The organism is Conexibacter woesei Iso977N (assembly GCF_000424625.1).
In the GTDB taxonomy this organism is placed as follows: domain Bacteria; phylum Actinomycetota; class Thermoleophilia; order Solirubrobacterales; family Solirubrobacteraceae; genus Baekduia; species Baekduia woesei_A.
In genome coordinates this window covers 247,185-267,890 of the sequence record NZ_AUKG01000003.1, presented here as the reverse complement: position 1 = coordinate 267,890, position 20,706 = coordinate 247,185, and the positions used below count along the sequence as shown (strand labels likewise).

The 20,706-nt window shown below is 71.7% G+C and carries 18 protein-coding genes; 8 read left to right on the top strand and 10 right to left on the bottom strand.

All coding sequences use genetic code 11. The features are described from left to right. Positions 1–5 precede the first annotated feature (5 nt). The 7 genes from H030_RS0122860 to H030_RS0122830 form a co-directional block, all read right to left on the bottom strand. Entirely contained in the window at positions 6–1,745 is a 1,740-nt protein-coding gene (locus H030_RS0122860) for a SulP family inorganic anion transporter (RefSeq protein ID WP_051223516.1), read from the bottom strand. A 61-nt stretch (positions 1,746–1,806) separates the two neighbouring features. Next, positions 1,807–2,130: a hypothetical protein gene (locus tag H030_RS0122855; protein ID WP_027007835.1), complete on the bottom strand. Its 324-nt coding sequence runs from the start codon at positions 2,128–2,130 to the stop codon at positions 1,807–1,809. Between the two features lie 10 nt (positions 2,131–2,140). Then, complete coding sequence (locus H030_RS0122850; protein WP_027007834.1) at positions 2,141–2,674, bottom strand: adenylate/guanylate cyclase domain-containing protein; 534 nt, start codon at positions 2,672–2,674, stop codon at positions 2,141–2,143. A 22-nt stretch (positions 2,675–2,696) separates the two neighbouring features. Then, positions 2,697–4,490, bottom strand: a complete 1,794-nt coding sequence (gene lpdA, locus H030_RS0122845) for a dihydrolipoyl dehydrogenase (RefSeq protein ID WP_027007833.1) — start codon at positions 4,488–4,490, stop codon at positions 2,697–2,699. A gap of 37 nt (positions 4,491–4,527) precedes the next feature. Further along, positions 4,528–5,841, bottom strand: a complete 1,314-nt coding sequence (gene aceF / locus H030_RS0122840; RefSeq protein ID WP_027007832.1) for a dihydrolipoyllysine-residue acetyltransferase — start codon at positions 5,839–5,841, stop codon at positions 4,528–4,530. Then, positions 5,829–8,474, bottom strand: coding sequence for a pyruvate dehydrogenase (acetyl-transferring), homodimeric type (aceE, locus tag H030_RS0122835; RefSeq protein ID WP_027007831.1), 2,646 nt, complete (start codon positions 8,472–8,474; stop codon positions 5,829–5,831). The genes aceF and aceE overlap by 13 nt, the downstream gene beginning before the upstream one ends. Positions 8,475–8,479: 5 nt before the next feature. Next, complete coding sequence (locus tag H030_RS0122830; RefSeq protein ID WP_027007830.1) at positions 8,480–9,169, bottom strand: GntR family transcriptional regulator; 690 nt, start codon at positions 9,167–9,169, stop codon at positions 8,480–8,482. Positions 9,170–9,302: 133 nt separating this feature from the next. Between H030_RS0122830 and H030_RS37750 the strand changes: the two genes are divergently transcribed. After that, complete coding sequence (locus H030_RS37750; protein ID WP_051223514.1) at positions 9,303–10,040, top strand: hypothetical protein; 738 nt, start codon at positions 9,303–9,305, stop codon at positions 10,038–10,040. Here the strand turns inward: H030_RS37750 and H030_RS34485 are convergent, their stop codons facing one another. After that, on the bottom strand, positions 10,041–11,501 hold the full coding sequence (locus H030_RS34485) for an MFS transporter (RefSeq protein ID WP_051223513.1): 1,461 nt from the start codon (positions 11,499–11,501) through the stop codon (positions 10,041–10,043). Between the two features lie 91 nt (positions 11,502–11,592). On the opposite strand from H030_RS34485, the gene H030_RS37745 reads away from it, so the two are divergent. From H030_RS37745 to H030_RS37740, 4 genes are all read left to right on the top strand, one after another. Continuing rightward, the gene (locus tag H030_RS37745; protein ID WP_051223512.1) at positions 11,593–12,027 is read left to right on the top strand and encodes a MarR family winged helix-turn-helix transcriptional regulator; all 435 of its coding nucleotides are present in this window, start codon (positions 11,593–11,595) and stop codon (positions 12,025–12,027) included. A 70-nt stretch (positions 12,028–12,097) separates the two neighbouring features. Beyond that, positions 12,098–12,415, top strand: a complete 318-nt coding sequence (locus H030_RS0122810) for a hypothetical protein (protein ID WP_155892224.1) — start codon at positions 12,098–12,100, stop codon at positions 12,413–12,415. Positions 12,416–12,469: 54 nt separating this feature from the next. Then, complete coding sequence (locus H030_RS0122805) at positions 12,470–13,141, top strand: TetR/AcrR family transcriptional regulator (protein ID WP_027007828.1); 672 nt, start codon at positions 12,470–12,472, stop codon at positions 13,139–13,141. A gap of 351 nt (positions 13,142–13,492) precedes the next feature. Next, positions 13,493–13,918 carry a hypothetical protein gene (locus H030_RS37740; RefSeq protein ID WP_155892223.1) on the top strand — a complete coding sequence of 142 codons (426 nt, stop codon included), beginning with the start codon at positions 13,493–13,495 and terminating at the stop codon, positions 13,916–13,918. Here H030_RS37740 and H030_RS0122795 read toward each other — a convergent pair whose 3' ends face one another. Next, on the bottom strand, positions 13,919–14,908 hold the full coding sequence (locus tag H030_RS0122795) for a phosphotriesterase family protein (RefSeq protein WP_027007827.1): 990 nt from the start codon (positions 14,906–14,908) through the stop codon (positions 13,919–13,921). It lies immediately after the preceding gene. A gap of 92 nt (positions 14,909–15,000) precedes the next feature. Here H030_RS0122795 and H030_RS0122790 point away from each other — a divergent pair, with 92 nt between their 5' ends. From H030_RS0122790 to H030_RS0122780, 3 genes are read left to right on the top strand one after another with little or no spacing between them, the layout of a single operon-like run. Then, positions 15,001–16,530 carry an AMP-binding protein gene (locus H030_RS0122790; protein WP_027007826.1) on the top strand — a complete coding sequence of 510 codons (1,530 nt, stop codon included), beginning with the start codon at positions 15,001–15,003 and terminating at the stop codon, positions 16,528–16,530. Beyond that, positions 16,527–17,366 carry an SDR family oxidoreductase gene (locus H030_RS0122785; protein WP_027007825.1) on the top strand — a complete coding sequence of 280 codons (840 nt, stop codon included), beginning with the start codon at positions 16,527–16,529 and terminating at the stop codon, positions 17,364–17,366. The genes H030_RS0122790 and H030_RS0122785 overlap by 4 nt, the downstream gene beginning before the upstream one ends. Next, positions 17,363–18,607, top strand: coding sequence for an acyl-CoA dehydrogenase family protein (locus tag H030_RS0122780; protein ID WP_027007824.1), 1,245 nt, complete (start codon positions 17,363–17,365; stop codon positions 18,605–18,607). The genes H030_RS0122785 and H030_RS0122780 overlap by 4 nt, the downstream gene beginning before the upstream one ends. Here the strand turns inward: H030_RS0122780 and H030_RS0122775 are convergent. After that, positions 18,604–20,703, bottom strand: a complete 2,100-nt coding sequence (locus tag H030_RS0122775; protein ID WP_035129320.1) for a hypothetical protein — start codon at positions 20,701–20,703, stop codon at positions 18,604–18,606. The two genes, H030_RS0122780 and H030_RS0122775, sit on opposite strands and share 4 nt — an antisense overlap. Positions 20,704–20,706: the final 3 nt, after the last annotated feature.

The following is a 20,706-nucleotide window of genomic DNA, read 5'->3' as shown; positions in this document are numbered from 1 at the left end:
CGCGCTCATGCGTTCGGCGCTGGGCGCGAGCTTGCCGTCGCGGCCCGTACGGTCGGGTGGTATGCGGCGGGGCCGCCGAGCGCGGCGGTCACCCCGGCGCCGTCGAGGTGTTCGCGCACCGGTCCCTTCACGCGCGCCATGACGATCGCCACGCCCTCGGCGGCCAGCGCGTCGGCGAGATCGGCCAGCGCGGCGGCGCCCGCGGCGTCCACGTGCGTCATGCCCTCGGCGTCGAGGACGAGCAGCTGCGGCGGCGTCGGCGCGCCGCGCAGCGCCTCCCGGATCCGACCCTTGACGTAGGACGCGTTGGCGAAGAAGAGGCGGTCGTCGAGGCGGTAGACGACGACGCCCGGCGTCACCCTCGCGCCCGGGTGCAGCGCGACGTCGGCGTAGCGGCCGAGACGGTCGCTGTAGCCGAGCACGGCGTCGTGCGGGCGCGCGCTGCGGCGCACGACGTCCACGATCGACAGCGCGACGGCGACCAGGATCGCCTGCAGGACGCCGGTGGCGATCACGCCGATCACCGTGATCGCGGCGATCCCGACCTCGACGCGGTCGGTCCGCCACAGCTCGGCCCACGCGCGCGGCTCGACGAGGCCGAGCGCGGCGACGACGATCGCCGCGCCGAGCACGGCCTTCGGGAGGTCGGCGATCGGGCCGGTCAGGAACAGCACGACGACCAGGACCGCGCCCGCCGCCACGATCGCGCTGACCTGCGAGCGCGCGCCCATCGCGTCGTTGACCGCGGTCCGCGAGCCCGAGCCGCCGACCGGCATGCCCTGCGTGAGGCCCGCCGCGATGTTGGCCGCGCCGGTCGCGACCAGCTCCTTGCCCGCGTCGACATGTTGATGGTGTCGCCCCGCGTAGGAGCGCGCGGTCAGGACCTCGTCGGCGAAGCAGACGAGGAACAGGCCGACCGCCGAGGGCAGGAGCGCACGGAAGTCATCCCAGCCGGGCTTGGGGATCCCGAACGACGGCAGCCCACTCGGGACCGAGCCGACGAGCGCGACGCCGTGGTCGCCGAGGTTCAGGAGCTCCGAGGCGCCGATCGCCAGCAACACCACCAACAACGCCGCGGGCAGGCGCGGCGCGAAGAGCCTCGCTCCGATCAGGACCGCCAGCGCCGTGGCGGCCACCGCGATCGTCGTCCCGCTCGCGCTCCCGAGCTCCTGGACGACCTCCCTGAGCTGCGGGATCGGGTCGGCCGCCGCGATGCTCAGCCCCAGCAGCTTGCCGAGCTGCCCGATCACCAGCACGACGGCGACGCCGTGGATGTAGCCGAGCAGGACCGGGCGGCTGAGGTAGTCCGCCAGCCAGCCGAGCCTCGCCAGCCGCGCGAGCAGGAAGCAGAGGCCGGCGAGCAGCGCCATCAGCGCCGCCAGCTCGCCCGCCTGCGCCGAGCCGGCCGCCGCCCGCGGCAGGACCGCGGCCGCGACGAGCGCCGCGAGCGTCCCCTCCGGCCCGACGATCAGCTGCCGCGACGAGCCGAGCAGCGCGTAGGCGATCGCCGGCAGCAGCAGCGCGTAGAGCCCGACGACCGGGCTCAGCCCGGCGAGGCTCGCGTAGGCCATCCCGGACGGCAGCGCGAGCGCCGCGACCGTCAGCCCCGCCAGCAGGTCCCGGCGGCCGGACGGGACGTCGTAGTCCGGCAGGTCGCGCGCGAGCGGCACCGCCCGCTGCAGCAGCGGCTCATCCTCGGCGCCCTGGAACGGCGACCGGTCCCGGTACGCCTCGTCCGCCCGCATCCCCGCGCACGCTGCCAGCAGCGCGGGTGACGGCTCGTCCCCCGTCCGGGGTGAGCCCCGCCTACGCGGCGACCGGCGCGACCGCCGCGGCGACCTGTGCCAGCAGCGCGCGCTCGCGCTCGCGCAGCAGCGCGGCGTCGACCCGCACTTCGCGGACGCGCTCGCGCCAGGCGGCGTCGTCGAGCAGCGAGAGCCACGTGGCGAGCGACTCCTCGACCGGCTCGCCGCCGCGCGGGTCGTGGTCCATCACGACCGTGTGGGCGTCGATCAGCCGCTCGATCGCGGCCGCCTCGTCGCCGGTCCCGCCGATCGCGGTCCGGTCCAGCTCGCGCAGTGCATGGAGGTAGCGGCCGATGTCACGCGGCTCGCTCAGCGCCTCGAACATGGCCCGGAAGTTAGACGGACGGGCGGACGGCCGTCGTCTGACGGCTGATGCGCAGCGGCCCGGGGTCCAGCGCGAGGACCTCGACGGGCTGCGAAACCCCTGGAACCGTCAGGTCTCCGAGCGCGACCGGCTGCAGCTCCGGCGGGACCGACGCCTTGGTGCCGCCGGTCAGCAGCAGCTGCCCCGGGAGCGCCTTCGAGCACAGCTTCGCCGCGACGTTGACCGCCGCGCCGATGTAGTCGTCGCCCTCGAACATGATCACGTGGCCCTCGCAGATCCCGCCGCGCAGGGCCAGCCTGCCGTCGGACTGCAGGACGTCGCGGACCAGCGCGGCGCAGCGGATCACGGCACCGGCGTCGACGCCCGAGAGCATCGCGCCGTCGCCCAGCCACTTCGTGACGCGGACGCCGTGGTTCTCGGCCTCCGCCCGCAGCACCGCGCGCAGGTGCCCGAGCACGGCCACCGCCTCCTGATCGCCGTGCTCGTCCGTGAACGACGTGAAGCCGCACAGGTCGAGGAAGCAGAAGGTGCGGCGGACGCGCATGAGGCGGTGACTCTACCGACGCCTAGGACTTCGCCCTGGCGGCGCGCTGCGCGGCCTTGTTGGGGAGGTCGGTGATCGTCCCGTCGGCGATCTCGGCGGCGAGCATGACGGTCTCTGACAGCGTCGGGTGGGCGTGGATCGTGAGGCCGAGGTCGGCGACGTCGGCGCCCATCTCGAGGGCGAACCCGGGCTCGGCGATCAGGTCGCCGGCGTGCGGGCCGACGATCCCGGCGCCGAGCACGCGCCCGGTCTCGGGGTCGCGGAGCAGCTTGGTCGAGCCGTCCGCGCCGTCGATCGCCAGCGCGCGCCCGGAGGCGCTCCACGGGAAGACCGACTTCTCATAGGCGATGCCCTGGTCCCTGGCCTCGGTCTCGGTCAGCCCGACCCACGCGACCTCCGGGTCGGTGTAGGCGACGCTCGGGATCCCGCGCGGCTCGAACGCGGCGGCGTGGCCGGCGACGACCTCGGCGGCGACGTGGCCCTCGGCGGTCGCCTTGTGGGCGAGCATCGGCCCGCCGGCGACGTCGCCGATCGCGTAGATGTGCGGGATGTTGGTCCGCTGCTGGGCGTCGACCGGCACGAACCCGCGCTCGTCCACGTGCACCCCCGCGGCGTCGAGGCCGAGCGACGCGCCGTTCGGGATCCGGCCGACGGCGACGAGCACGCGATCGAACGTCGCAGGCTCGACGTCGCTGCCGCTGAACGTCGCGACCAACCCATCGTCCTTGGCCTCGATCTTGTCCACCTTGGTCCCGAGGTGGATCGCCGCGTAGCGCGCGCCGATCCGCTTGGCCAGCGGCTTGACGAGGTCGCGGTCGGCGCCGGGGATCAGGCCGTCGGCCAGTTCAACAACGGTGACTTGACTGCCGAGCGCGTCGTAGACCGTCGCCATCTCCAGGCCGATGATCCCGCCGCCGACGACCAGCAGCCGCTCGGGGACGTCCTGCAGCTCCAGCGCGCCGGTCGAGTCCATCACGCGCGGGTCCTCGTGCGGGATGCCCGGCAGCTGGACGCTGCGCGAGCCGGCCGCGACGATCGCGGAGTCGAAGGACACCGTCGTCGTCTCGCCGTCCGGACCGAGCAAGGACACCATGTTGGCCGAGGTGAACCGCGCCTCGCCGTGCAGCACGTTGACCTTGCGCCCCTTGGCCATCTGCGCGACGCCGCCGTTGAGCTTGGCGACGACGCTGTCCTTCCACGCGCGCAGGCCGTCCAGGTCGATCTCCGGCCTGCCGAACGACACGCCGTGCCCGCCCGCCGTCTCGGCCTCCGCGATCACCTTCGCGACGTGCAGCAGCGCCTTGGACGGGATGCAGCCGACGTTGAGGCAGACGCCGCCGAGCTGCTCGTGGCGCTCGACCATCACGACGTCCTGGCCGAGGTCGGCCGCCCGGAACGCGGCCGCGTAGCCGCCCGGGCCGGAGCCGATCACGAGCAGACCCGCGTGGACGTCGCCGCGTTCCACCTCGACCGCCGGGTCCTCCGGCTGGGGCTGCTCGTCGCGCGCCGCGACGGCCGGCGACTCGACCGCGGTCTCCGGCGCGCCCGCGCCGTCCTCCGGGTCGGCCTGCACGTCGGCCGTCTCCAACTTCACCAACAACGAGCCCTCGGACACCGCGTCGCCGACGGCGACCGCGATCTCCTTGACCGTGCCGGCCTCGGGCGCCGGGATCTCCATCGACGCCTTGTCGGACTCCAGGACGACGAGCGGGGTCTCGGCGGCGACCGCGTCGCCGACCGCGACCAGCAGCTCCACGACCGGGACGTCGGTGAAGTCGCCGATGTCGGGGACAAGAACATCAAGAACAGCAGTCACAAGCTTGTCCCTTGAACCAGGACGTCGAGCAGGGCGCTCACAGCAGCACTCTCCGGAGGTCGTTGAGGACACCGGCGAGATGCGCGGTGAAGCGCGCGGCGCTGGCGCCGTCGATCACCCGGTGGTCGTAGGACAAGGACAACGGCAGCATCAGCCGCGGGACGAACTCCCTGCCGTCCCAGACCGGCTTCATCGCGCTGCGCACGACGCCGAGGATCGCGACCTCGGGCGCGTTGACGATCGGCGTGAACGACGTGCCGCCGATCCCGCCCAGCGACGAGATCGTGAACGTCGCGCCGGCCATGTCGGCGGGCATCAGCCTGCCGGCGCGGGCCTTGCCGCTCAGCTCGGTCAGCTCGCCGGCGACCTCGAGCAGGCCCTTCCTGTCCACGTCCTTGACGACCGGGACGACGAGCCCGTTGGGCGTGTCCGCCGCGAAGCCCAAGTGGTAGTACTTCTTCCGGACCAGCGCCTCGCCGTCGTCGCTCAAGGACGAGTTGAAGTCCGGGAACTGCTTCAGCGACGCGACCGACGCCTTCAACAACAGCGCGACCATCGTGACCTTGACGTCCTGCTGCTCGCCGTTGAGCTGCTTGCGGAACGCCTCCAGGTCGGTGACGTCGGCGTCGTCGTTGTGCGTGACGTGCGGGATCCGGACCCAGTTGCGCGCGAGGTTCGCCGCGCTGATCTTGCGGATCTTCGACAGCTCGACGCGCTCGGTCTCCCCGTACTTGGAGAAGTCGACCGACGGCCACGGCAGCGTCTCGACGACGGTGCCGCCGACGATCGACGGACCGCCGGACTTCGCCGGCGCGGCGGCCGCGCCGCCACCCGACTTGTAGGCCTCGACGTCCTCCGGGACGATCCGCCCCTTGCGGCCCGTGCCGCTGACCGCGCTCAGGTCGACGTCGAGCTCGCGCGCCAGCCGCCGGACCGACGGCGACGCGTAGACCGGCTCGCCGTTGCGCGACGGCGACGGCTCCGGCGCCTTCGGCGCGGGCTGCTCGCGCTCGCGCGCGCTCGCCTCGGCGCTCACGGCGGAGCGCACCGCGCCCGGCGCGCCCGCCTCGACCGTCGCGGTCTGATCGGTGGCCTTGCGCTCGCTCGCGGCGTCCGCCTTCAGCGCGACGACCAGCGTCCCCTCGGACGCCCTGTCGCCGACCTTCAGCAGCACCTCGGCGACGACGCCGGCGAACGGCGCCGGGACGTCCATCGTGGCCTTGTCGGTCTCCAGCGTCACCAGCGGGTCGTTCTCGGCGACCGCGTCGCCGGGCGACACATGTACCTCAACAACGTCGACGTCGGTGAAGTCGCCGATGTCGGGGACCGCCACCTGCTCTAGATCCGCCACGGTGCCTCGCTCTCGGGGTCGATGCCGTACTGCTCGATGGCCTTCTTCGCATCGGCGTCGCGGCCGAGCGCGTGCAGGGCGGCGACGACCACATGGTGTCGGTCCACCTCGAAGAACCGGCGCAGCGCCTTGCGGTAGTCGCTGCGGCCGAAGCCGTCCGTGCCCAGGACCGTGTACTGGCCCTCGACCCACGGACGGATCTGGTCGGGCAGCGCGCGGATGTAGTCGCTCGCGGCCACGACCGGTCCGGCATCCCGAGCACCCAGCACTTCCGACACATAGGGGATGCGCGGATCGTCGGCGTCCGGGTGCAGGCGGTTGTGGCGCTCGGCCTCCATGCCGTCGCGGCGCAGCTCGGTGTAGGAGGTCACCGACCACACGTCCGCGCCGACGCCGAAGTCGTCCTTCAGGAGGTCGGCCGCCGCGTGCACCTCGCGCAGGATCGTGCCGGAGCCCAGGAGCTGCACGTCGGCGGTGCCGTCGGCCTCGCGGACCACGTGCATGCCCTTGAGGATGCCCTCCTGCGCGCCCTCCGGCATCGCCGGCTGCGCGTAGTTCTCGTTCATGACGGTCAGGTAGTAGAAGACGTCCTCGTGCTCCCCGACCATCCGGCGCAGGCCGTCGTGGATGATCACGGCCAGCTCGTAGGCGTAGGCCGGGTCGTAGCAGATGCAGTTCGGGATCAGGCTCGCCTGGATGTGGCTGTGCCCGTCCTCGTGCTGCAGCCCTTCGCCGTTGAGCGTGGTCCGCCCCGCGGTGCCGCCGAGCAGGAACCCGCGCGCCCGCGAGTCGCCCGCGGCCCACGCGAGGTCGCCCACGCGCTGGAACCCGAACATCGAGTAGTAGATGTAGAACGGGATCATCGACACGCCGTGGTTGGCGTACGACGTGGCAGCGGAGATCCACGAGGAGAACGCGCCCGGCTCGTTGATCCCCTCCTGCAGGATCTGGCCGGACCTGTCCTCGCGGTAGGACATCAGCTGGTCGGCGTCCTGGGGCTCGTAGAGCTGGCCGACCTGGCTGAAGATCCCGAGCTGGCGGAACATGCCCTCCATGCCGAACGTGCGCGACTCGTCGGGCACGATCGGGACGACGTGCGAGCCGATCTCCTTGTCGCGGACCAAGGTCGACAGGATCCGCACGAACGCCATCGTCGTCGAGATCTCGCGCTCGCCGGTGCCGTCGAGCTGGGCCCTGAAGGCGCTCAGCTCCGGGACCGGCAGCGGCGGCGCCTCGGTGCGACGCTGGGGCAGCGAGCCGCCCAGGTCCGCGCGCCGCGCCTTCATGTACTCCATCTCGGGCGCGTCGTCGGCCGGCTTGTGGAAGGACACGTCCTTGACCTCGTCGTCGCTGAGGTCGAGCTGGAAGCGGTCGCGGAAGGCGAACAGCGCCTTCTCGTTCATCTTCTTGGCCTGGTGGGTGATGTTCTGGCCCTCGCCGGACTCGCCCATCCCGTAGCCCTTGATCGTCTTGGCGAGGATCACCGTGGGCTGGCCCTTGGTCTCGGTCGCCATCTTGTAGGCGTTGTAGACCTTCTGCGGGTCGTGGCCGCCGCGGTTCAGCGACCAGATCTCGTTGTCGCTCCAGTCCTCGACCATGCGGGCGAGGTCGGGGTCGGGGCCGAAGAAGTGCTCGCGCACGTAGGCGCCGTCGCGCGACTTCAGCGTCTGGTACTGGCCGTCGACGACCTCCTCCATCCGGCGGACGAGCCTGCCCTCGGTGTCGGCGGCGAGCAGCGGATCCCAGCGGCGGCCCCAGATCGTCTTGATGACGTTCCAGCCCGCGCCGCGGAAGTTGGTCTCCAGCTCCTGGATGATCTTGCCGTTGCCGCGGACCGGGCCGTCGAGGCGCTGCAGGTTGCAGTTGATGACGAAGATGAGGTTGTCGAGGTGCTCGCGCCCCGCCAGGGAGATCGCGCCCATCGACTCCGGCTCGTCCATCTCGCCGTCGCCCATGAAGGCCCAGACCTTGCGGTCGCTCGTGTCGGCGATCCCGCGGCCGTGCAGGTACTTCATGAACCGCGCCTGGTAGATCGCCATCAGCGGGCCGAGGCCCATCGAGACGGTCGGGAACTGCCAGAAGCCGGGCATCAGCCACGGGTGCGGGTAGGACGACAGCCCGGCCTCGGACCCGGTCTCGGTCCGGAAGCGGTTCATGTCGTCCTCGCTCAGGCGCCCCTCCAGGAACGCGCGCGCGTAGATGCCGGGCGACGAGTGGCCCTGGATGAAGACGAGATCGCCACCATGTTGCTCGGACGGCGCGTGCCAGAAGTGGTTGAACCCCACCTCGTAGAGCGTGGCCGCCGACTGGAACGAGGCGATGTGCCCGCCGAGCTCCGACGACTCCTTGTTGGCACGCAGAACGGTCGCGATCGCGTTCCAGCGCACGAGGCTGCGTACTCGGTGCTCCAGCGCGGAGTCGCCCGGTACAGGGACCTCGGCGTCGGCCGGGATCGTGTTGACGTACGGCGTGCTCAGGTCCTGCGCCATGTGCAGGCCCTTCAGGCGCGCGTCGGCGAAGACCTCTTGCAGCAGCTGGCGCGCCCGGTCGGGGCCGTCGTTGCGGATGACGGCCTCGAGGGCCTCCACCCACTCGGCGGTCTCGATCGGGTCGATGTCGGGGTGGATCGCCATGGTGGCTAGTCCTCCTGGAAGTACTCGGGATGCGCCGCGCGGATCGCGGGCAGTTGGGACAGGACCATCTGAAGGTGGTGGCGCAGCTGCGCCTCGGCTTCGTGCGCGTCGTGCCGGCCGACGGCCGCGACGACCGCCTCGTGCTCGGCGAGCATCTGCCCGCGGTAGGCGTCGTCGGGCAGCGAGAGCAGGCGGATGCGGTCGAGCTGGCCGCGGGTGCGCTCGGAGAGGCGCCACGCGACCTCGCGGCCGGAGAGGTCGCACAGCAGCCGGTGCAGCTGGTCGTCGAGGACGGCGAAGCCGTCGGAGTCGTCGCGCTCGACCGCGCGCCGCTGCGCCTCCAGGTTGGAGTACAGCGCTTCCAGCGCGTCGTCGGACGCGACGCCCGCCGCGATCCGGACCGCGCCGACCTCCAGCGCCTCGCGGACGAAGTGCGCGTCGGCGACGGCCTCCTCGTCGATGTAGGTGACGAAGGTCCCGAGCTGGGGCACGATCGCCACGAGCCGCTCGTCGCGCAGCCGGGCGAGCGCGTCGCGGACCGGGGTCCGGGAGACGCCGATCAGCTCGGCGAGCTGGTTCTCGCTGAGCCTGCGACCCGGCTCCAGCTCGGCGCCGACGATCGCCCCGCGCAGCGCGGCGTAGGCCTGATCTCTGGCAGACCTCCCGCTCATCCGCTCGCGCATTGGCGGCTTCATCGCGTACTAGTATACAAGTACACCGGGCACGCGTTGCAACTTCCGCACCGCCAACGGCAGTCTGGTGTCCTATGCGAACACTTTGCTGCCGTTGAAGTCAAGCCGAGGACAGGGCGGGCCGACCACCAGGGTGATGAGACGTGCCGTTCTCTTCGCGCTGAGCGTCGTCGTGCTCGCGGGCTGCGGCTCCGCGACGAAGCCGCGTACCCGCACGGTCACCGAGGTCGCGGCCGTCAAGAGGATCCCGGCGCCGAAGGTCGGCGACACCGAGGCCGCCGATGCGTACCCGCTGCCCGCGGGCGTCAGGGGCGTGCACGAGGCGCCGAACCCGAACGCCGTCCCGGCCGCGACGCGGCTGAGGACGACCGTCTCCCCCGGCGCGCCGTCGGATGCCGAAGTGCGCGCCGAGCTCAGGCAGATGGAGCAGGCGCTCAGGGCGGCCAGGACGCCGAAGCGCGGGCGCCTGCCGAAGCTCACGCCGAAGGGCAACGTCGAGGTCCCGGACGGCGTCCCGGACGCGGTCGCCTCGATCTTCGCCGGCGGCAACGCGATCGCCCGGTTCCCCTACGTCTACGGCGGCGGCCACGGGTCGTTCATCGACACCGCCTACGACTGCAGCGCCTCCGTGTCCTACGCGCTCGCCGCCGCCGGCCTGCTCGGCGCCCCGCTCACCTCGGGCCAGCTCGCGCACTGGGGCGCGCCCGGCCCGGGCAGGTGGGTGACGATCTACGCCAACGCCGGCCACACCTTCATGTACGTGGACGGCCTGCGCTTCGACACCTCCGGCCGCGCCGGCCCGTTCGGGACGCGGTGGCAGACCAAGCCGCGCAACCTCGCCGGCTTCACGATCCGCCACCCGCCCGGGCTCTAGCTAGACGACCGCCGGCTCCGCGTCGGGCGCCTTCTGCTCGGCCGCCGCCGCCACCGCGGGCTGCGGCGCGCCGTGGACGACGAAGTCCTTCTGGCGGATCAGCGCGGTCGCCAGCACGCCCGCGGTCGCCGCCAGGATCGCGGTGATCAGCAGGATCTCGTCGAGGCCGGAGACGAACGCCGCCTCGGTCCCGCCCGCGACCCTGCCGGCGAAGATCGTGCCCATCGCGGCGACCGAGGTCGCCAGGCCGACCTGCCGGAACGTCGAGTTGGTCCCCGACGCCATCCCGGCCTGCTGCGGCGGCACGACGCCGACCGCGGTCGAGGCCAGCGGCGCGTTGACCAGCCCGGAGCCGAGCCCGGCCACGATGAAGCCCGGCAGCAGCGCGGTCCAGGACGAGCCGACGCCGACGCCGCGCATCAGCAGCAGGCCGGCCCCGACGAGCACGAGCCCCGGGCCGACGAGCCACCGCACCGGCATGTGCGCCGACAGCCGCCCGGCCGGGACCGCCGTCAGCAGCGTCGCGCCCGTGATCACCGCGAGCCGGACGCCCGCGCCCAGCGCGGAGAAGTGCTGGACCTCCTGGAGGTACAACACCAAGTACAGGAACATCGCGTACAGCGACCCGTTCATCCCGAACGCGGCGATCGAGCCGCCCACGAACGTCGGCTTGCGGAACAGCGACAGGTCGAACATCGGGTCGCGCCTCGCCTTCTCCACGAACGGGAAGGCCACCAACAACACGCCGGCCGCGACGAGGCACGCGACGACCACGCCGTCGCCCCACCCGTCGCTCGACGCCCGGATCAACCCGTACACCAACGCGACCAAGGCCACCGTGAACCAGACGGCGCCGAGGACGTCGATCCTGCGCGCGTGCGGCGGCCGCCACTCGGCGATGCGCGTCATCGTCACGCCGATCGCGAACACGCCGATCGGCAGGTTCACGAAGAAGATCCAGCGCCAGCCCAGCCAGCTGACGAGCAGCCCGCCGGCGACGGGGCCCAGCGCGGTCGACGCCGCGGTCACAGCGCCCCAGATGCCGAACGCCCTCCCGCGCTCCTTGCCCTGGAAGGTCTGGGCGAGCAGCGCCAGCGAGGTCGCGAAGATCGTCGCGCCGCCGACGCCCTGCGCGACGCGGCAGAGCACCAGCATCAACGGCGACTGCGCGGCGCCGCACAGCGCGGAGCCGACGGTGAAGATCGCCAGGCCGACCGCGAAGACGCGGCGGCGGCCGAGCAGGTCGCCCAGCGAGCCGGTCGGCAGCAGCAGCGCGGCGAGCGACAGGGAGTAGGCGTCGATCGTCCACTGGACCGACGAGAAGCCCGCGTGCAGCGAGGACCGGATGTCGGGCAGCGCGACGACGACGATCGTCACGTCCAACAACAACATGAACGTGCCCAGGCAGACGGCGAGCAGCGTCCAACCCTTGTGCAGGACCGGAGGGGGAGAGGAGGTCATGGCGCGGCAGGCTAGCAACAAGGTCTTGCGATCACAAGATCTTGTGATCGCAAGCCGTTGTGCTCACAAGCCCGATACGATCCCCGCACCCGTGAAGACGCCCGGCACGCGCGACGACGACATGTTCCTCGCCCACCTCCTCTGGGAGGTCTCGACGCGCGTCGGCCTGCTCGGCGACGCGCGCCTGTCCGAGCAGGGCCTGACCTTCGCGGCGTCCGGCCTGCTCGACACGGTCGCCGCCGAGCCCGGCATCACGGTCGCCGGCATCGCCCGCCGCTCGCCGAAGTCGCCGCAGGCGGTCAGCCAGGTCGCCGCGCGCCTCGAGAAGCTCGGCCACATCGAGCGCAGGCTCGGCGCCGGCCGCGGCGTCGGCCTCCACATCACGCCGTCGGGCGAGCGGCTGCGCGAGCAGGCCAGCGCCGCCGAGGCCGCGTTCGACGACGAGCTCAAGGCGCTGCTCGGCGACCGCGCCGAGGAGCTGCGCGCGCTGCTCGCCGACGCCCGCGCGCGCCTGCGCGACGCTTGAACCCGATGGTCGGCCCGCGCCCGGGGGCCTCGATGTCCGCTCGACGGACGGCGCCCGGTACGCTCGTCCGATGGAGAAGATCGAAGCAGGAGACCTCGTGAAGGTCACCACCGGGCGGCGAGAGACCGACGGCATCGTCTTCGACGTCTCCGGCGCCAGCAAGGTCATCGTCGCCGTGGTCGACCGCGACCGCGGCCCGGTCATGCGCACCGTCGAGCCCGGCGACCTGGCCGCTCGCGCCGAGGACGCCCCGAGCGACCGCGCGCTGCGGGCGCTCATCCGCCGCACGCAGGGCGGCAGCCGCGGCGGCGCGTCCGCCGGCGCCGGCGCCGGCCAGGCGCGCACCGGGCACCGGCGCGCCGCGATGCATCGCACGACCGGCAAGTAGCCGCGCGCCCCGCGGCACTTGAACCCGAAACCGGGTTCAAGTACAAACCGCTCGATGGCGTCGCCCGCGCGCAAGCCGGATCCCAAGCCCGCACCTTCCACGGCGCGCGGCCAGCGCACCCGCGCCGCGCTGATCGCGGCCGCCCGGACGGTCTTCGAGCGCGACGGCTACCTCGACGCGCGCCTGACCGACATCACGCAGCAGGCGCAGACCGCGACCGGCTCGTTCTACACGTACTTCACGAACAAGGAGGAGGTCTTCGCCGCGGTCCTCGAAGAGGCCCAGGAGGAGATGCTCCACCCCCACGTCCGCGAGGTCGTCGGCGACGAGGACCCGATCGCGGTCATCGAGGCCTCCAACCGCGCCTACCTGGAGGCCTACGCGCGCAACGCCAAGTTGATGCGGTTGCTCGAGCAGGTCGCGACGATCGACCCCGACGTCCGCGAGCTGCGCCGCCGCCGCGGCCTGCTGTTCGCCGAGCGCAACGCCGCGTCGATCCGCGACCTCCAGCAACGCGGCCTCGCCGACCCCGACCTCGACCCGGTCCTCGCGGCCCGCGCGCTCTCCTCGATGGTCGGCCGCATGGCCAACAGCGTCTACGTCCTCGGCGACGAGGTCGAGCAGGACGCCCTGGTCGCCACGCTCACGCGCCTGTGGGCGAACGCCCTGCGCCTGCCGCTTCCGGACCCTCCGAAGCGTCGACGGCAGCCGCGGTCCGTTCGCTGAAGACCTCGGCCTTTTCGAAGCGACCATCCGTTGCTAAGGTCACCGCACAACCCCGGAACGATCCCTACCCGTCGTCTCTGACGACGAGGCATATCGCCGGGGTTTCGCATTTCTCTGACCAGATGTCGCACCTGACGCACATCGACGTCCTGCGCGCCCGTCTGGCACCGCCGCGGTTCGACAAGTATGTCGTCGCCGCCAATGGCGATGCGAATCAGGCTCTGCGTCTCTATGAGTGGAACGCCGAGGTCTCGGCGATCTTCTACAAGGCGATCGGCCAATTCGAGGTGCTTCTGCGCAATGCTCTGGACGCGCAACTCGTCAAATTCCACAGGCACCGTCTAGACGGCGATGGGCAATGGTTGGGCCGACCCGAACATGCCGCTTCAGCATCAATTGCTAAGCCAGCTGAGCCAAGCGCGCGGACGCGCCGGGGGAAAGGGTGCCACCCACGGCAAGGTCATCGCCGAGCTGATGTTCGGGTTCTGGCGCCTCCTCATCGACGCTCGCCATTCGGCCACGCTGTGGGCTCCGGCGCTTCGCCACGCGTTCCCACATCTCCGACCAAAGGATCGAACCGAGGTCTACGACCGCCTGAAGCGCGTGAACAAGCTGCGCAACCGCGTCGCGCATTACGAGCCCATCCACCACCTGCCGCTGGCGGAGCTCTACGACGACGTCCTGACTGTCGCCGGCTGGATCGATCCGACGACAGCAACGTGGATCTGGTCGACGACATCGGGCCAGCTTCGACGGGCCCTTGCTTCGAAGCCGTGACTACGCCGACGCGGCGCTGAAGAAGTCGATCGGGTTCTTGATGAACATCTGATCGACCTGGTCCTGGGTCACGCCGTTCTCCAGCAGGCCCGGGATCAGCGACTGCTGGACGAAGCCGTGGTGCCAGTCGGGCAGCATCGACCGCACGCCCTCCTCCGGGAACCAGTCCGAGTAGCAGTGGCGGTCCTGGGACAGGACGATCTGTCCCGCATAGCCCCTCTTGCACAGCTCGACCAGCGTGTCCTGCTGGTCCTGCAGCGGGTGGTCGACCATCAGGCCGCAGCGGTCGAAGCCGAGGTAGGACCCGGCGTCCATCATCTCGGTGAGGTACCCGACGTCCGACGTCTCGTTGCTGTGACCGATCAGCACTCGCGAGAGGTCGACGCCCTCCTCCTTGAGGATCCGCTGCTGGTCGAGCCCGCGCCGCGACTTCGCGTGCGTGTGGGTCATGATCGGCGCGTCGGTGCGCAGGTGCGCCTTGGCGACCGCGCGGATCAGCCGGTCGATGTCCGGCGTCACGCCCGGCTCGTCGGTGCAGCACTTCACGACGCCGGCGCGGATCCCCGTGCCCTCGATCCCCTCCTCGACGTCGCGGACGAAGAGGTCGACCAGGAACGAGTCGTCCGGATCGTTGTTGAACAACTTGTCCTTGCCGTTGTACCTCATGGGGAACGGCAGGTCGGTGTAGGTGTAGTACCCGGTGACGACGATCACGTTGAGGCCGGTCCCCTCGACGGCCTTCGCGACGCGCCCCACCTGACGGCCGAGACCCGGCGCGGTCATGTCGACGATCGTGTCGACGCCGGACGCCTTGATCGCCTTCAGCTTCTCGTGCGCGGACGCGATCGCGGCGTCGTCGTCCCAGCCCATGAACCCGGGCCACGCCTCCTGCAGCTCCGGCGTGCGGATGAAGATGTGCTCGTGCATCAGCGTGCGACCGAGCTGGTCGGAGGCGACCTCGCCGCCGACGATCGGGACCATGCGGGACATGGCGGCGACGCTACCTGAACTTGAATCCGGCCTCAAGTCCTAGTACCAATCGGGGCTCGGTCGAAGCTTCAGCACCTCCAGGAGGAGTCCCGATGTCCAACGCCGCCCAGGCCTTCTGGGCCCACGCGACCGCCGATCCGGAGCGCGTCGCGCTCCGCGGAGCCGGCGATCCGTGGACCTACGGCCACCTGCGCGAGCGCGCCGCCGCGGTCGCGGCATGCCTTCGCGCGCACGACGTGCAGCCCGGAGATCGCGTGCTGCTCGTGGCGCCGTCGGTCCCGGAGTTCGCCGGCGCCTACTACGGCATCCACGCCGCCGGCGCGGTCGCCGTGACCGCCAACACGATGTCGACGCGGCCGGAGCTGGAGTACGTCGGCGGCGACGCGGGCGTGAAGGTCGCGCTCGCCTGGCACGAGGTCACCGAGGCCGCGGAGATGGCCGCCGCCGCGCTCGGCACCGAGTTCTGGACGCTGGAGCCGGGCCTCGCGGGCTTCGACGACGCGGCGGACTTCGACCAACCCCACCAGGTCGAGTCCACCGACAACGCGGTCATCCTGTACACCTCGGGCACGACCGGCCGCCCGAAGGGCGCGCAGCTCACGCACGCGAACCTGATCGCCTGCGCCGAGACCTTCGTCGAGGTCCTGGAGGTCACGCCCGAGGACCGGATGGGCACGGCGCTGCCGCTGTTCCACGTCTTCGGCCAGGCCGTCGTGATGGGCACGACGCTGCACGCGGGGGCGTCGCTGTCGATCCTCGCGCGCTTCGACGCGACCGACCTGTTGGACATGCTCCGCCGCGACACGCTGACGATGATGTCCGGCGTCCCGACGATGTGGAACGCGCTGCTGCACGCCGCCGGCGACGACGTCACGCCGGCGGACTTCGCGTCGCTGCGGCTGGCGGCGTCCGGCGGCGCGGCGATGCCCGCCGAGGTCATGCGCGCGTTCGAGGACCGGTTCGGCGCGAAGATCCTGGAGGGCTACGGGCTGTCGGAGACGACCGGCGCCGCGACGTTCAACGGCCTGCACCGCGAGCGCAAGGCGTCGTGCGTCGGGATCGCGCTGCCGCGCTGCGAGGTGCAGATCCGCGACAACGACGGCAACGAGGTCCCGACCGGCGAGATCGGCGAGGTGACGATCAAGGGCCCGGTCGTCATGTCCGGCTACTGGAACCGGCCGGAGGCGACCGCCGAGGCGCTCGTCGGCGGCTGGCTGAGGACCGGCGACCTCGGGACCAAGGACGAGGACGGCGACATCCGGATCGTCGACCGCGTCAAGGACCTCATCATCCGCGGCGGCTACAACGTGTACCCGCGCGAGGTCGAGGAAGTGCTGTATGAACATCCCGATGTCGTCGAAGTCGCGGTCGTCGGCGTTCCCGACGAGCACTTCGGCGAGGAGGTCGCGGCGGTGCTCGCGCTCGCGCCGGGTGCGGTGTTCGACCGCGAGGCGTTCCGGGCCTGGGCCAAGGAGCGCCTGAGCGCGTACAAGGTGCCGCGGCTCTTCCAGGTGCTCGACACGCTGCCCAAGGGGCCGACCGGCAAGATCCTCAAGCGCGCGATCGACACCGACGCGGTCCGCGACGCTTCGGCGGCGGCCTCGAAGGCAACCCCTTCATGAACGTCGACGGCAAGGTCGCGATCGTCACCGGCGGCGCGCACGGGATCGGCGCGGCCATCTCCCGCGCGCTGGCGGAGGCGGGCGCACGCGTGGTCGTCGCCGACCTCGACGCCGACGGCGCCGAGGCGGTCGCCGCGTCGATCGGCGACAAGACGCGCGCGGTCGGCGCGGGCGCCGACGTGTCCTCGACCGACGCGCTGCGCACGCTGATCGCGCTGGCCGAGACCGCGTTCGGCCCCGTCGACCTGTTCTTCGCCAACGCCGGGATCGGCGGCGCGCAGGGCCTGCCCGACGACGACGGCGACTGGGACCGCGCGTTCCAGGTCAACACGATGGCCCATGTCCGGGCCGCGCGGCTGCTGCTGCCCGGCTGGCTGGCCCGCGGCTCCGGCTACTTCGTCACGACCGCCAGCGCCGCCGGGCTGCTGACGCAGGTCGGCGCGGCGCCCTACACGGTGACCAAGCACGCGGCGGTCGCGTTCGCCGAGTGGCTGTCGATCACCTACGGCGACCGCGGCGTCCGCGTGTCCTGCCTGTGCCCGATGGGCGTCAACACCAACTTGCTCAACGAGGGCCTGGACTCCGACGACGACGGCTGGTCGCTCGGCGCCCGCACCGTCGCGGCGGCCGGCGCGATCCTCGAGCCCGAGGAGGTCGCCGCGCGCGTCCTCGAGGTCATCGACGCCGAGACCTTCCTGATCCTCCCCCACGCCGAGGTGCTGGAGTTCCTCCAGCGCAAGTCCGGCGACCACGACCGCTGGCTGCGCGGCATGCGCCGCCTCCAGGCCAGCTTGAACAACCCCAACAACGAAACGAACCCGGAACCGACATCATGAACTTCGAGCTGACCGACCGCTGCAAGGACTTCCAGGAGCGCGTCAACGCGTTCATGGACGAGCGCATCTACCCCGCCGAGAGGGTCTACGAGGAGCAGATGCTCGCCTCCGGCAACCCGCACTTCCAGCCGCCGATCCTGGAGGAGCTGAAGGTCGAGGCGCAGGACCGCGGGCTCTGGAACCTCTTCCAGCCGCACCCCGAGTGGGGCCCGGGCCTGAGCAACGCCGAGTACGCGCCGCTGGCCGAGATCATGGGCCGCTCGCCGCACCTGGCGCCCGAGGCGATGAACTGCAGCGCGCCGGACACGGGCAACATGGAGGTGTTGACGCTCTTCGGCACCGAGGAGCACAGGGAGCGCTGGCTCAAGCCGCTGCTGGCCGGTGAGGTCCGCTCCGCGTTCGCGATGACCGAGCCGCTGGTCGCGTCGAGCGACGCCACCAACATCGAGACGCGGATCGAGCGCGACGGCGACGAGTACGTCATCAACGGCCGCAAGTGGTGGACGTCGAACGCCCTGCACGCCAACTGCAAGGTCATGATCGTCATGGGCAAGACGAACCCGGACGGGCCGAAGCACCAGCAGCAGTCGATGCTCGTGGTCCCGCTCGACACGCCCGGTGTCAACATCATCCGCGGCCTGCCGGTCTTCGGCTACCAGGACCGCGAGGGCCACGCCGAGGTCGTCTTCGAGGACGTGCGCGTGCCGACGAGCGCCCTGCTCGCGGGCGAGGGCGAGGGCTTCATGATCTCCCAGGCGCGCCTCGGCCCGGGCCGCATCCACCACTGCATGCGCTCGATCGGCATGGCCGAGCGCGCCCTCGACCTGCTCTGCCAGCGCGCGCTGCAGCGGGTCACGTTCGGCAAGCCGGTGGCCGAGAACGCCAACATCATGGACTGGATCGCCGAGGCGCGGATCGAGCTGGAGATGATCCGCCTGCTGACGATGAAGACCGCCTGGCTGATGGACACCGTCGGCAACCGCCACGCCCGCGTGGAGATCGCCGCGATCAAGGTCGCCGGTCCCAACGTCGCGCTGAAGATCATCGACCGCGCGATCCAGGTCCACGGCGGCGGCGGCGTCTCCGACGACTTCCCGCTCGCGTCGTTCTGGGCCCACCAGCGCACGCTGCGCCTGGCCGACGGCCCCGACGAGGTCCACAAGCGCACGATCGCCCAGCGCGAGCTGCGCAAGTGGGAGTCGGCCGCCCGCGAGGCGACCGCGGCCGGCGCCTCCGCCTAGCCGTCGCCGGCCGGCTCGGCCGCCCTCTCCAGGGGCGTGCCGAGCAGGTCGCTCAAGAACGTGTTGAACCTCGGGACGATGCTGGAGATCGTCGCCTGCGCCGCGGCGCCGACGACGATGACCGTGAGGTAGTCGCCGGTCGTCCCGAAGTTCTTGCCGTTGACCAGCGCGAGCAGCGCGGCCACGATCGTGACCAGCAGCGCGAGCACGATGCAGACGACGTCGCCGAGGATCTGCCACGTCCTGCCGATCTCCGCGACCTGCGCTGCGTCGCGGCTGACGGGCGCCTTGTCCACGCTCTCGACCAGATCAGCCACGGCCTCGGCCGTCCCGGCGCCGGCCCTCTCGTTCCTGTTCTGCTTGAGCCACTCGGCGTCGGACTCGGCGATCCCGAGCCCGCCCCACTGGCCCCTCAGCTCGCCGGGTGGGTCGTTCGGCCCCGGCTCGCCGACGTCGAGGCGACCGCCGAGGTAGGCGAGGTCCTCGTAGATCCTGCCGACCCGCGCCCTGACGCCGAGCGCCGCGAGGGCCTCCGCGTCGGTGGCCCTGACGAGCTCGCGCTTGCACTGGATGATCCGCGCGGCCGACCTCATGAACATCTCCGCGTCGTCCTCGTTGAGCCTCGCGTGGACCTGCGCGAGCCTGCGCCACCAGAGCTGGAGGACGAGCAGCCTCGTGGCCAGCGCGGTCCAGTCCTTGAGCAGCGCGGTCGCGGCGTCGGCGTCGGCCACGACCCCGAGGGCCTCGCCGATGTCGAGCTTGCGCTCGGTGAGGATCGCCGCCGCGGTCTCGGCGACCGCGGGACCCTGCGGGGCGAAGTCGTGGCTGCCGAGCCACGCCTGCACCCTGGCGAGCGCCGTCTCGAGCTTCGCCAGCGCGTCGTGCAGGCCGCCGGGGCCGGCCCAGCACTGCGCGTCGGCGCGCGCGTTGTCGATCGACGCCTGGATCTCCCTGAACGCCGCGGTGCTGGTGTCGAGGAAGACCATGCTGTTGTCGTACCTGCGGATCGCCGTCCTGATCTCGTCGGCGTAGGCCCTGACCTCGGTGGAGGGGATCGGGCCGGTGATCAGCGGGAACCTCGGCGGCTCCGCGCCGCGGAACGTCTCGCCCGCGACGGCGTAGCAGTCGATCAGGCCCTTCGCCTGGCCCCGGGCCTTGATCATCGGCTTCCAGCGGCGGGCGATCAGCTGGGGCAGCAGCGCCAGCAGGCAGCCGATCAGCAGCGCGTAGAGCGCGGACTTCCACGAGTCGGTGACGCTGACGGTGACGGGGATCGCGTCGTCGGCGACGCCGGTGGCGGCGGGGTCGATGGTGCCCTGGTAGTCGCCGACGCCGTCACCGACGTGGATCCGGACCGGCAGCTTGATCGCGCCCGCCGTCCTGGTCCTCGGCGTCGCGCCGCCGACCGAGATCAGCGCGGTGTCCTCGTTGTGGGCGGCGATGCCGATCGCGGGGCAGTCTTGCGACGGCGCCCTCTCCCCGTCGGAGCACCTGCCCGTGATCGTCGGCGGAGGGCTGACCGGCGGCGCCTTGAGGACGACGTGGCGCGTCTGGTCGCCGGTCCCGCCCCTGAACGGCCAGAAGTGGTTGTGCACCACCTTGATGTTCACCGTGTCGGTGACGCTCTGGGGCACGTGCGTCGCGGACGCCTTCGCGGCCAGCGTGATCGTCACCGTCCGGCGGGCGAAGCCGCCGGGCGCGGCGAAGACGGTCAGCACGCCCTCGTAGCTCCCGGGGACGAGCGACGCGAGGCCGGGGCCGGGCGGGAGGTCGATCGCGCGGCAGGCGCCGGGCGGGATCCGGCCGCTGGTCCCGTGGACCGCCGGTGTGGCGAGCACGGTGCCGGCCGCGACGCCCTTCCTGGTCTTGAAGCCGAAGTCCCCCGCGGAGGCCTTCGCCCTCGTGAGCGGCCTCGCCCCGGTGTTGCAGACCTTCAGGAGCTGGGCCGTGGCGGGCGTGCCGATGGCCGTCGTGGCGATCGTCAGCGGCCGCGCGTCACGGAACGTGAGGCCGCCGACCGCGTCTTGGGCGCCCGCCGTCGCGGGCAGCGCGAGCAGGATGAGCGCACAACAACCGCTGAGCGCTGAGCGTCGCATGGA